Below are 12,007 nucleotides of genomic sequence, written 5' to 3'. Positions count from 1 at the left end.
TAATTATACGTCTTTTGAGGTTAATAACAGAAATAAGGTGAAAACATAATGACAGTTCTACAAAATAACACGCTACCCCAAATATCGCCAACCTATGATCCGTGGGACCCGATTGTCTCACTGCGTACACATGGTCGTCATTTGCTAACGAGTGTGGAAATGACCGTAACGCATCTATGTAATATGCGCTGTGAGCATTGCGCTGTTGGCGACATGTTAGTTATGAAGGAGGCCCCTTTCCTACCGTTAGACCTAATGCTGAAGCGTCTGGATGAAGTCGAGCATCTGGAGACCATCAGTATTACAGGCGGGGAACCTGCTTTACTCGATAAAACAGTGGATGAAGTGATCGTTCCACTGCTGAAATATGCCAAGGAGCGCGGTATTCGCTCGCAAATCAACTCCAATCTGACGTTAGATATTCGCAGATATGAGAAGATGCTTCCTTATCTGGATGTGATGCATATTTCGTTTAACTATTTGAATGCGGACGATTTTTATGAAGTGGGTTTTGCAAATACCGGCCGGCCGACTCCACGTGCGGGCGCTGTTCGCCTGTATGAAAAAATGATGGAAAATACCCGCAGATTGAGTGAAATGGGAATGTTCATTTCAGCTGAATCCATGATTAATTATCGGACACACACGAAGCTGGAGGGCATTCATCAGTTAATCAACGAAATGGGATGCCGACGGCATGAAGTTCATCCAATGTATGCGTCGAATTTTGCCTCTGCTTTGCCTGTGCTTTCACTCGACGATATGCGAAACTCTATCCATAAGCTGCTGGATGTACGTAATCAGGACATGTGGATGTTGTTTGGGACATTACCGTTCTTTGCTTGTTCGGATCGGGAAGAAGACCGTAAACTGCTTCGCCGCTTGCGTCAGGAACCGAATATTACGGTGCGTAATGATCCAGACGGAAGAAACCGTGTGAATGTGAATATGTTCACGGGTAGCGTGTATGTGACGGATTTTGCAGACATTCCGGCTTTCGGAAACATTCAGGAAGACAGTCTGGACGATATTTTTGGTGAATGGCTGAATGAGCATCCGCTGAATCAGACTGTGAACTGTCATTGTGATGCCGCTGCCTGTTGTGGACCGAACCTGCTCGTGGCGGATATGTACTACAAAGGAATAGACTTTAAATCAAGAAAAGCATTACAATTATGAGTATTTTTGCATGATTTTAATTAGCAACTTCCAATCAATAAAATTTGGATTGAATTGCTTGCAAACCAAAAGATGCAAAATGCAAACTATAGAAATGGGGAGTTCGTATTGGATGGTCATACCGAGTTTCATTGGGGATTGCTAGCTGTGAATCTCCTCTTGGTACTGCTGCTTGTCTTTCTAAATGGTGTATTTGTGGCCGCAGAATTTTCGTTGGTCAAAATGCGCCAATCCCGATTGACGCAGCTCCAAAGCGAGGGTCATCGCCTGGCAGGCTATGCGCTGAAGGTGAACCAAAAGTTGGATGCTTATCTGTCCGCCACCCAATTGGGCATTACGCTGGCTTCATTGGGCCTAGGTTGGATTGGAGAGCCAGCAATATCCGGCTACCTGATAGAGCCACTCATGCACAAACTCGGTGTAACTGACGGTACACTGATTACAACGGTATCCGTTATCGTCGGATTTTGCGTAATTACCTTTTTGCATATCGTATTGGGGGAACTGGCGCCAAAGTCCTTAGCGATTCAGAAGACCGAAGGTGTGGCGTTGTTTTTATCGGCGCCTTTGCTGCTTTTTTATAAGGTCTTTCTGCCTGTGATCTGGGTACTGAATGCTGCGGCAAATTTACTGTTGCGTGCATTCGGCATTCAGCCGGCGAGTGAAGCCGAAGCGGCTCATTCGGAGGAAGAGATTCGTATATTGATGAATCAGAGCGCCAAAAGCGGTGTGATTGATAAGGACGAAATTAAGCTGATGGATAATATTTTTGATTTTTCTGACTTGCTTGCCCGCGAAATCATGCTGCCGCGTACAGATATGGATTGTTTGTACACGAATTTGTCGTTTAAGGAAAATCTCAAGATTATCAGCGAGACCAAGCATTCCCGTTACCCGGTAGCGGTTGAGGATAAAGACCAGATTATCGGTTTTGTCCATATTACGGATCTTCTGCTAGCTGAGCAGGGAGAGCAACTGGATCTGGCTTCGGTGGTACGTCCGATTTTGAATGTGCCGGAGTCCATGGAAGTGAGTCACGTGCTACGCCTTATGCAGAAAAAACATTCCCAAATGACTCTCGTGGTAGATGAGTACGGAGGAACGGCCGGGCTGCTGACAGCGGAGGAAATTTTGGAGGAAATCGTCGGGGATCTCTATGATGAATTTGAGGATGAACGCCCGAGCGTGGAAATGAAGGAGAACTTCATCTCTGTGGACGGTCGTATGCTCATTGAGGATGTCAATGATTTGACTGGAGTGAATATTGAAGACGACGAGGTGGATTCCATCGGGGGATGGCTGTTCAAGGAATTGGAAGGCATTCCGGTGAAAGGGAAGAAAATTGAGTTTTATAACCTTACCTTTGAGGTGGAGGAAGCAACAAGGCTTCGCATAATGAGAGTGAAGATTCACCGCAAGCCTGAGCCTGTGATTGAAGATGAGCTTTCTACCGATTGATTCCTGATCCACAGAGATAGGTAAGATCAGTTGAGGTATGTAAGTTATTATAGAGTGCTGAAGAAAGAGCCTTTAGATCCACGTACCGTGGTTTTAAAGGCTCTTTTTTGATTAGAAACAGTTCTATAGTTATTTTCTTTGAACAATTATTTTTATCTGTGATTTTTTGTTCGAGACTTGGGCGATGCGGCATATGTTGAATAGTAAAGCAGATGGATCAATCAAAGGAGGTCCCGGCCCGTGAAATTTCCACAGCAAGGTGAGTATGCCCCGTTTGTCGGCCCGTTCGATCCGTGTCCACCCGTCCTGTGCAAGACTTATGTGCTTCCGCCAAACTTATTTGTACAATTTCAGCCCCCTGGTCTACCGCAATTCAGTCCAGATGAGGCGCTGACGAAGGGGACACTATGGCCTCTACTTTACAGCCCTTATGAGCCTATGAGAAACCAGGGGGGAGGCGAATAGAATGGAGAATCCAAAACAGGGTCAGTCCCCAAACCCATTCCAACAGCAAATTCAGCATGAGAGTGGGTATCAACAGCCGAATCCATATCAAAGCCCTTATTCAAATCCGTATTCATACCAGAACCAGTATCAGAGCCAAGCTCAGGACTATAGTCAAGCCGGAAACCCAGCCCAAGGCTGCACGCCCCAAACCAAGCCGGGTGATGCCCAGTTTTATGCGCTGTTGGAGAAGCTTCAGGCGGTAGATTTTGTATTGGTGGAACTGAATTTGTATCTCAATACACACCCGGATGATTTACAGGCTATCGAACAGTTCAATAAGCTGACGCAGGAAAGAACGGCGATTGCTAACGAGTACCAGATCTTATATGGGCCTTTACAAAATTTTGGCCGTGCCTATTCCAAGTATCCTTGGGAATGGAACCAAACTCCTTGGCCGTGGCAGGTCTAGGTAGGTACAACCTTTTATAAAGGAGGAACATGAATGTGGGTATATGAGAAAAAACTGCAATATCCCGTACGTGTCAGCAAATGTGATCCTCATATGGCCAAACTGCTTATGGAGCAGTATGGTGGAGCGGATGGCGAGCTGGCGGCGGCTTTGCGGTATCTGAATCAGCGGTATACGATTCCGGATAAGGTTATCGGCGTACTTAATGATATAGGTACAGAAGAATTTGCGCACCTCGAAATGATTGCGACTATGATTTACAAGCTGACCAAGGATGCGAGTGTAGAGCAAATGAAGGCAGCCGGGCTGGGGGAATATTATGCGGCGCATGATCATGCGCTGTATTACCAGAGCGCAGGCGGAGTTCCTTTTACAGCGACCTATTTTCAAGCCAAGGGTGATCCAATTGCGGATTTGTATGAGGATATTGCGGCAGAAGAAAAGGCGAGAGCTACATATCAGTGGCTGATTGATTTAACCGATGATGTGGATTTGCAGGATAGTCTGAAGTTTCTGCGTGAACGTGAAATAATCCATTCGCTCCGTTTCCATGAGTCTGTGGAAATTTTGAAGGGGGAAAGAGACCGGAAGAAAGTGTTCTGAGAAAATGATACACAAGGTCTCTTGGTGAGCTTAAGCTTGCAGGAGACTTTTTTCTTTTGAAGTCATCTAAGCTATGAAATGGTCGTTCCCAAGGAGTAGCAATGGGCATTTGTATATATGAGGGGGCAAAAATAAAAGCCCCCAAAAATTGAAGGCTGTCAGCCCGGGTATCGTGCCGAGCACATATCGGCATGATGACTAAAAGGCCGGCTACATTAAACGACCTTCCCTGGCGCGTCTTTCTCATCCCTATTGCTTCAGTTGTGCAAAATATTGCTCGTTATATAACACGCTTGGATGGGTAGGATGGTGCAACTGAGCGATGCGATGATGCGATTTTGCCTTTTCGATGTCACCGATTCGGTCGTAACACAGGCATAATTGCAAGTGTGGAAACCAGGTATAGTACGAGGAATTGGTTAAGGCCATCACATCTTGTGGAGGCTCTATCAGCGTCGCCTGACGAAACCAGTAAATGGCTTGAGTATACTGCTCATCTTCAATGAACAAATTGCCAAAGGCACAGCAGAACTGTGCGCGTGGTACATCAAGGTTAAGTGTGCGAAGCAGAGCCATACGCTGCTCCTGTTTCTGACCCTGGTGAGCGTAGCAATCCGCTAGCTTAAAGCAAGCAGCAATCCGATCTTCAATCCATCCGAGATCTAGACCCAGATAGTGTTTGTACTGCTGGATGGCTTCTAGTATGCGTCCGTTATCATAAAGTTCATTAGCGAAGTAGTAGTGATCTCGTTCAGAAAATGCGGTGCCTTGCTCCCGATGCTTGAGATAGATATGCAAATTACGATCAGTGTAAGCACGTGTCTTTTTATGAGTCACCGCCATATTACTGTGAAAGGTACTGCCTGTCACATTCAGGAATTCGTGAACAAATCCGATCCATCTGAAGTTACGATCACGTCGCACCATTCGGTTTCTTTTGAGCTTATGCAGCGGCTGCCCCTGTTCATCTACAGATAGCACATAATCCATCGTAATGCTGTCATACGAGACGGTGGCTTGTTTTTTCCAGTCGAGAAATGCCAGTCGGTCTTGCTCTTCTAGGATGTCGTCGGCATCCAGCCAAAATTGATATTCCTGTGTTGCCTGATCAAACGCATAATTGCGGGCTGCGGAAAAATCATCACACCATTCAAAAGGGTATATCCGAGCGTTGAACGATGCAGCTACCTCTTGGGTACTGTCGGTAGAGCCAGTATCAACGATAATGATTTCATCTACCAGGTCATGGACTGATTTCAGACAGGTATGAAGTGCTTCTTCTTCATTTTTGACAATCATACATAAGCTGACAGTTACCATGCTCTTTGTCCCTCCCAAAAAACTTGATATAATCTCCATTTTATGTAGGATAGCTTGCTCATTATGTAGTAATTCCGATGGAGCATTTAGAGGATGTGTAATGATCATAAATTCAAACTTGCTCTAATAAATTAGAAAATCAAAGTCTGATATGAAGGGGGAGGAGATTGTGCGAAATTCGATATTATCAAGTGCGACCGGGAAATAAATTTGATGGCTAAATGTAGTTGGAAAACAGGTGAAAAACAGAAAAAAGGCAGTTAACTGGATGTTAAGGTTGTATTTTTGTATTGATGTCGTTTTCATTGATATTTCCAGGTGTAAGTCCATTCCTACCACGCTCACTCCCATATCGCTTGGTCGCATATGGTATGCCTTAGGACATGGAGGGAGAACGGTTTATGAGGCTTCTACCTGATGGAGGCGTTGAATCATGCGTATACTAATCGGTAGCCCGGTGCACCAGAAACCGGAAACATTGTCTTTATTTCTTCAAGCTTTGGAGCGACTGGAGGCACCTGACGTGCTGCCCGATTATTTATTTGTCGATGATAATGACAATCCGACTTCAAGCCAATGGCTTGCCGATTTTTCCAATCGACTGCCAGGCAGGGTTTTGCCCTTGTTGACAGGCTCACAGCAAGTGGAGAACCGAAGTGATGAGCACACTCATTATTGGCCGCCTGCCCTCGTCTGGAAAGTGGCTGATTTTAAAAATCGTCTTATTGATTATGCACTTCAGCATAATTATGACGCGCTGTTTTTGGTCGATTCAGACCTGATTCTCCATTCCCGTACCTTATGTAAACTGGTAGAGGCGGAGAAGGATATTGTATCTGAGATTTTCTGGACACGCTGGCAGCCGGAGGGGCCTCTATTGCCTCAGGTGTGGGTTAGTGATGAATATAATTTGTTCCATCGTGAAGAAGGCGAAGTGTTGTCGGCAGAGGAGCGAGCGCAACGCGAGTTGCATTTCATACACCAATTGCATGTTCCTGGTTTGTACGAGGTGGGTGGTCTAGGCGCTTGCACCCTAATCCGCAGACGTGCACTGGAAGCAGGGATTCACTTTGGTAAAATCAAAAACGTTTCCTATTGGGGAGAAGATCGACATTTCTGTATTCGGGCAGCTGCATTTGGATTTCCACTTTTTGTGGATACACACTATCCGGCGATGCATCTGTACCGGGAAGCGGACAGAATAAAGGCAGAGCAGCTACTATTCACCCTAAAGTATTTTACAACGAGTGGTGTTCATACGGACCATTCAGAACATTTAGCATATCTGGATCACTCCGATACTTCTACTAACTCTCCTGCCTTCAATCATTCTGCATCATCAAGTCCCTCTAAGTTCTCTGAACCTCCTGTTATACCTTATGATCTCCGTGAGTCAGCTGTCTTTGCCAAGTACACTGCAGATTCTTTTGCTGTACCACAAACATTCTCTGGTCCACGACAAAGTGAACTTCATACGCCGCCTGTCTCCAAACCCAAATTGACGCTGACCATGACGGTATACAATGAGGCAGATCGCAAGCTCATTGACGTGCTGCGGAGTCATCGGGAATATATTGATGAAGCGGTCATTATTGATGATGGCAGTCAGGATGATAGCGGAGAGTTGTGCCGTGAGATCCTGAAGGGAATCCCATTGCGTTTAATACGCAATGAAACAGCTTCTTTTACCAATGAATTAGAGCTGCGAAAACAGCAGTGGAGAGAGACGTTGGCATCCTCTCCCGAATGGATATTAAACATGGACGCTGACGAAATGTTCGAATCCCGTTTTGCTCAAGGGGTACATTCGTTGTTAGCGGGAACGAAAGCGGATACGATTTGTTTCAGGTTGTTTGATATGTGGACTTCCACGCATTACCGTGATGATGATTATTGGCAGGCTCATCAGTATTACCGTCCTTTTTTAATTCGATATAAGGAAGGGTTTTCTTATAAATGGAAGGAGCAGTCCTTGCACTGTGGGAGATTTCCCGAAAATGTGCTTGACCTACCCAGTGAAATCAGCAACTACCGCATCCAGCATTGGGGATGGTGTACACCTGCTATTCGCATGGCCAAATTTCAGCGATACCAGTTGCTTGATCCAAGTGCTCGTTATGGCTGGAAAGAGCAATATGAATCTATTTTGGACCCGAACCCCCGACTCACGCTTTGGGTAGATCAGGACAACATAAATGGAGAAAAAGAAACTGCACCAGAGTATGAAGCTGCCGATGATGTGAACGCCATGGATGTTGCTGAGATTGCGAGTGTCCAGGTTATTAATAATTCCGACCTACAAATAAAAAGTGAAACAAAGGACTTACTTTATAGTAAATGCAAACTGTGTGGCTCATCCGACACGGCAGTATTTCATAGCTATGAACGCTTTACCTTGATGGGATGCGGCTCCTGCGGATTGGTTTTTCGTAATGATGTGGATCATATACAGCCAGAGGATATGATTGCAAAAATTTATAATGCCGAATGGGTTGCTATGCGGGATAGTGCAGCAACTTCAACTTATGGAGATCATGCCCTTTTTGGACTCATGCTGCTGGATATGTTCAGTACCGGTAAAGGAAAATTGCTTGAGATTGGATCAGGTACCGGAGAATTTATCCATGCTGCCCTTCAAGCCGGCTGGGATGCAGTGGGCATTGAACCTTCCATAGACTCGCGTGCTTACGCCAAATACAAATATGACGTGGATTTATTGCCGGGTTACTGGGGCGATGAAGCCGAAGAAGATACTCAAACCGAAGAAGCACATGAAATACAGGAATTGAATGAAGAACAAGAAGCAGAAGAAGATACTGACTTAGCACTGGATCATAAATACGAGGCCGTAGCATGCTGGCATGTGTTGGAGCATATTGCGGACCCTGTTACATTTTTGACAGATTTAGGCGAACAGCTTCAACCTGACGGAACGTTATATATTACGGTGCCCAACAAAAACTCGTTCACCAATGAGGCTTATGGTGTTTATTCGCCTTTATTTACGGAGGAAGATCATTTGTATCATTATTCTGAGCACACGCTTGCGCTCTTACTAGCAAAGTCTGGCTTCCGCCCAGTGGCTATGTTCACCCGCCAACTTCCCTCTGGTTTGGATGCCCTGCTGCAAGCCCATCCTTTGTACGGTGAGCTTGCCTTTACGGAGCAAATGGGATTGTTAGCCAAACTTCAAGGCGAGAAACGGGGTCATGAACTGTGCTGTGTCGCAAGAGTAATTTAATCATCCCTAAAAGGAGGCAGCATCCATGAACATGTCTGACCCGTATCTGTCTCGCTTTTTTGTATATTCTGATCCCAACTCCTCCAGCATGATTTACAGACTCCCCCAAAGCTGGTGGAGTCGCCCCTATGAGTATGAGTGGTGTCTTCAATTTATGTCTGGGCAAGATACAGTGCTGGACGCAGCATGTGGAATCCCACATCCATTCAAATTTGAGTTGGCCCGCCGTTGCGCTCAGGTCTATGCCTGCGATCTGGATATTCGGATCATTTCCGTGGATGCCATTTTGGCCGAGGTGCGGCGGGATATCGGAGAGGAGGCTGCCGAGCGCATTCAGGAGATTTTGCCAGTTCGGCTCCACTCCGCACATGCCAATCTGACGGCTCTGCCCTATGAGGATGCCAGTTTTGACAAAATTGTATGTATTTCGGTGCTGGAGCATTTAACACCTGATGAATCTTTGGCAGCCTTACGTGAATTTCACCGGACCTTACGCGATGACGGAATGCTTCTGCTGACGTTTGATTACCCTACAGTGGACCTGTCAGCGATGGAGCAATGGATAGAGCAGGCGGGATTTTCGTATTGGAATGGTGTGGATCTCAAGCTTCCACGGGGTGCTTTACACACGGATATGTGGGGTGGTTTGCATTGTTTCAGGACTGTTTTAAAAAAATATAAGAGTTAGCGGTATGCGCAATGAGGTTTACACGGACCTCTCTTATTGCTTATCATGAGAGGGGTTAGAGTTGTAAACCTACATAGGAAAGGAATGACTGATAACTACATGAACAATGCACCTGTGTTGAAGAAACCTGAGGCTATGGTATTTGATATGGACGGTACACTTTTTCAGACGGAGACGCTATTGCTTCCTGCGTACCACAAGCTGTTTGATACGCTGCGCGCCGAAGGGCTTTATGAAGGAGAGACTCCTCCCGAGGAGCTTATTTTGAATAGTTTGGGCATGCTGCTGGATGAAATCTGGAGAAGAGTGATGCCGGAAGCCAGCGAAGCGGCCCATAGAAGAGCGGACGAGCTGCTGCTTCAGCTGGAACTGGAAGGATTGAAGAACGGAAGTCATGCCCTGTATCCACATGTAAAAGAAACACTCCAGACCCTTCATGAGCAAGGTGTTCGATTGTTCGTAGCCAGTAACGGGCTGGAGGACTATGTAAAGGGGATCGCTGCTGCGTATGAAATGGTTCCCATTTTTGAAGGACTGTACAGTGCTGGGGAGTACAGCACGCTTTCCAAAGTGAATTTGCTGGAAATTCTGTTGAGCAAGCACGATATTTCGAACGTATGGATGGTAGGAGATCGTTCCTCAGATGTGGAAGCAGGCAAAAAGAACGGACAGACGGTGATCGGTTGCGCTTATGCTGGATTTGGTGTGAACGATGAGTTGAAGGGGTCCGATGCGATTATTACAGACTTTACGCAACTGCTTACACTTTATAAAAACGCCGAGTAACTGTGAAACACAGGTAATTGGTTATAAATAGGCTCGACGCACCATATAATTAAAACATGCTGGTACTGTCGGGCAGACGAAAAAAGAAAGGAAGGCAGCCACTTTACGTGGAGCCTTCCTTTGTCTTATTCTCTGTCTTATTCTCTGTCTTATTTTCTGCTTTATCTTCTGTTTTATCTTCTGCTTTGTAGTCCGTCTGAGGCTTAGGATTAATTTGTGTGTGGTAGACCCACAAAGCATATTCCATGGGCTTGGCGATGGAACGGCGATAGGTTTCTTTTTCACCAATACGTGAAAAGACCTCACGGGCTGGCTTCGGGTTGACTTCCAGCACGTATATATGACCGTCCTTATTAATTGCCAAATCGAGCGCAAGCTCGCACAATGCCCCGTAGCTTTCTTCCAGATATGCAGCGATGTCCAGTCCGAGTTTTTCCCCTTGCTTGATGATTTTCTCTCTATGGCTTTCATCACGAATCCATTGCGTCAGCAATTGGCTCATCGGTACCGCCTTGCCTCCACCATGCAGGTTGGAAGTGACACTCCGATGTGCCCCGATTCGCCCGGCACATCCGGTTAGCTCCCATACTCCTTGGCTATTTTTCTGTACCAGCATACGGTAATCATGGACTCTGCCATTCGGCAACTGCACAGGAATGCCTTCCTGAACAATGTAGTTATCCATGTTCCAGCTGCTCAGACGCGGCTCCAGACGGTCTAGACGTACCCGCTGCTGGGGAATAATATGGCGTTTGCGATTGCGGCCCTCAATCAGATACAGGCCTCCTTGCTTGTTAACAGGTTCAATACGTAAAATGCCGCGGCCTCCCGTACCGTTAATCGGCTTGAGGTACACTAGTGAATTCTGTTTAAGCATCCGTTTTACACTATGAAATCCACTGAACAGCTCTGTTGCAGGCAAATGGGCGCGAAAGGCAGACCTCCTCGCAAGCTGCTGATGAATGACCCACTTGTTACTCAGCGGTCGGTTTAAATATACAAGGTCTGTGTATTGCAATCGGAACTGCTTCAACTGACGATATCGCTCACTGCGCTGTACCCGGCAACGGTCGAAAATCATATCTGGAAACTCTCGCCATTTTCGGGTCCATTTTCCGCTGTGTGGATCATAGATTTGGGCAAGGAGCAGCCTGCGATCCTTGTGGACATCTGCAGGAGTGAATACATATATATCCAGTCCCAGCCTTTTCCCTTCTGCAATCATGCGCTCATATATGTCGCGCTCCTCCAATTGCTTCTTGTTGTTCAAATACAAGGTCATGATGCCTAGGACAGGTTTTGGCACAGCATTCCACCTTCCTCTGCCGTCTGCTTATCTTGGGATAACTCCCCGTGAAATATCAGCGTGGGTTTCCCGGTCGGTCCAGTCGTCATTTCGTGCGCAACAAGTCCAGCGCGGAAACAGGTTTTGAGACTGGACATATTGTCGGCGGCTACGCTGCACGTCAGACGGCGCAGCTGTTTGAGCTGGGCGGACAGCAGTCTAGCGCCCAGTCTGCGGCCCCGGTAAAGCGGACGAACAATTACGATGCAAGCATCCTTCCCGTAATTCAGAGCGAGGGAAAATCCCGCAATCCGCAGCCCCTTCTCCGTGCGCACATATGCGCACAGGAGGGAGGAGCCAGGGGTGTTCAATAGCTCGGGCGTTAAAACTGCCAACTGCCGCAGAGCATTACGAGTAATGCGCATGCCCCCTGAACTGCGGGCCAAAAACAGCAACTGTCGTCGTCTCAGTAGCCAGCTCCGGGCAGGCAAATGTTGAACATCGCTAATTTGCGGCATGATTCCACTTCCT

11 protein-coding genes are annotated in these 12,007 nt (G+C 46.6%); 8 read left to right on the top strand and 3 right to left on the bottom strand.

All coding sequences use genetic code 11. The features are described from left to right. The first annotated feature begins 48 nt into the window (after nt 1–48). The 5 genes from yfkAB to MKX59_RS19800 all read left to right on the top strand — a co-directional run bounded on the left by yfkAB (nt 49) and on the right by MKX59_RS19800 (nt 4,156). Nucleotides 49–1,179, top strand: a complete 1,131-nt coding sequence (gene yfkAB / locus MKX59_RS19820; RefSeq protein WP_340858796.1) for a radical SAM/CxCxxxxC motif protein YfkAB — start codon at nt 49–51, stop codon at nt 1,177–1,179. A 108-nt stretch (nt 1,180–1,287) separates the two neighbouring features. After that, complete coding sequence (locus MKX59_RS19815; protein ID WP_023987891.1) at nt 1,288–2,637, top strand: hemolysin family protein; 1,350 nt, start codon at nt 1,288–1,290, stop codon at nt 2,635–2,637. Nucleotides 2,638–2,877: 240 nt separating this feature from the next. Further along, the gene (locus MKX59_RS19810; protein WP_025722540.1) at nt 2,878–3,102 is read left to right on the top strand and encodes a spore coat associated protein CotJA; all 225 of its coding nucleotides are present in this window, start codon (nt 2,878–2,880) and stop codon (nt 3,100–3,102) included. Nucleotide 3,103: 1 nt separating this feature from the next. Continuing rightward, on the top strand, nt 3,104–3,553 hold the full coding sequence (locus tag MKX59_RS19805; RefSeq protein ID WP_023987893.1) for a spore coat protein CotJB: 450 nt from the start codon (nt 3,104–3,106) through the stop codon (nt 3,551–3,553). 33 nt (nt 3,554–3,586) lie between these two features. Then, nucleotides 3,587–4,156: a manganese catalase family protein gene (locus MKX59_RS19800; protein WP_013309567.1), complete on the top strand. Its 570-nt coding sequence runs from the start codon at nt 3,587–3,589 to the stop codon at nt 4,154–4,156. 249 nt (nt 4,157–4,405) lie between these two features. Here MKX59_RS19800 and MKX59_RS19795 read toward each other — a convergent pair whose 3' ends face one another. Beyond that, on the bottom strand, nt 4,406–5,476 hold the full coding sequence (locus MKX59_RS19795; protein ID WP_160789503.1) for a glycosyltransferase family 2 protein: 1,071 nt from the start codon (nt 5,474–5,476) through the stop codon (nt 4,406–4,408). A 433-nt stretch (nt 5,477–5,909) separates the two neighbouring features. Here MKX59_RS19795 and MKX59_RS19790 point away from each other — a divergent pair, with 433 nt between their 5' ends. The 3 genes from MKX59_RS19790 (at nt 5,910) to MKX59_RS19780 (ending at nt 10,191) form a co-directional block, all read left to right on the top strand. Further along, entirely contained in the window at nt 5,910–8,717 is a 2,808-nt protein-coding gene (locus tag MKX59_RS19790) for a bifunctional glycosyltransferase/class I SAM-dependent methyltransferase (protein WP_340858795.1), read from the top strand. A 25-nt stretch (nt 8,718–8,742) separates the two neighbouring features. Further along, nucleotides 8,743–9,405: a class I SAM-dependent methyltransferase gene (locus tag MKX59_RS19785; RefSeq protein ID WP_023987896.1), complete on the top strand. Its 663-nt coding sequence runs from the start codon at nt 8,743–8,745 to the stop codon at nt 9,403–9,405. Between the two features lie 84 nt (nt 9,406–9,489). Next, on the top strand, nt 9,490–10,191 hold the full coding sequence (locus tag MKX59_RS19780) for an HAD family hydrolase (protein ID WP_013309571.1): 702 nt from the start codon (nt 9,490–9,492) through the stop codon (nt 10,189–10,191). A gap of 103 nt (nt 10,192–10,294) precedes the next feature. Here MKX59_RS19780 and MKX59_RS19775 read toward each other — a convergent pair whose 3' ends face one another. Both MKX59_RS19775 and MKX59_RS19770 read right to left on the bottom strand, forming a co-directional pair. After that, nucleotides 10,295–11,497 carry a YheC/YheD family endospore coat-associated protein gene (locus tag MKX59_RS19775; protein WP_340858794.1) on the bottom strand — a complete coding sequence of 401 codons (1,203 nt, stop codon included), beginning with the start codon at nt 11,495–11,497 and terminating at the stop codon, nt 10,295–10,297. After that, a complete protein-coding gene (locus tag MKX59_RS19770; RefSeq protein ID WP_023987899.1) occupies nt 11,479–11,994 on the bottom strand; it encodes a GNAT family N-acetyltransferase in 516 nt (171 codons plus the stop codon). The genes MKX59_RS19775 and MKX59_RS19770 overlap by 19 nt, the downstream gene beginning before the upstream one ends. Nucleotides 11,995–12,007: the final 13 nt, after the last annotated feature.

It is taken from the genome of Paenibacillus sp. FSL R7-0340, assembly GCF_038002205.1.
Lineage (GTDB): Bacteria > Bacillota > Bacilli > Paenibacillales > Paenibacillaceae > Paenibacillus > Paenibacillus polymyxa_B.
The sequence above is the reverse complement of the archived record's forward strand: the minus strand, read 5'-3'. Positions and strand labels throughout refer to the sequence as shown.

Coding starts and splice junctions, on each gene's coding strand:
- yfkAB (WP_340858796.1), top strand. CDS start 49: ATGACAGTTCTACAAAATAACACGCTACCCCAAATATCGCCAACCTAT.
- MKX59_RS19805 (WP_023987893.1), top strand. CDS start 3,104: ATGGAGAATCCAAAACAGGGTCAGTCCCCAAACCCATTCCAACAGCAA.
- MKX59_RS19800 (WP_013309567.1), top strand. CDS start 3,587: ATGTGGGTATATGAGAAAAAACTGCAATATCCCGTACGTGTCAGCAAA.
- MKX59_RS19795 (WP_160789503.1), bottom strand. CDS start 5,476: ATGGTAACTGTCAGCTTATGTATGATTGTCAAAAATGAAGAAGAAGCA.
- MKX59_RS19790 (WP_340858795.1), top strand. CDS start 5,910: ATGCGTATACTAATCGGTAGCCCGGTGCACCAGAAACCGGAAACATTG.
- MKX59_RS19785 (WP_023987896.1), top strand. CDS start 8,743: ATGAACATGTCTGACCCGTATCTGTCTCGCTTTTTTGTATATTCTGAT.
- MKX59_RS19780 (WP_013309571.1), top strand. CDS start 9,490: ATGACTGATAACTACATGAACAATGCACCTGTGTTGAAGAAACCTGAG.
- MKX59_RS19770 (WP_023987899.1), bottom strand. CDS start 11,994: ATGCCGCAAATTAGCGATGTTCAACATTTGCCTGCCCGGAGCTGGCTA.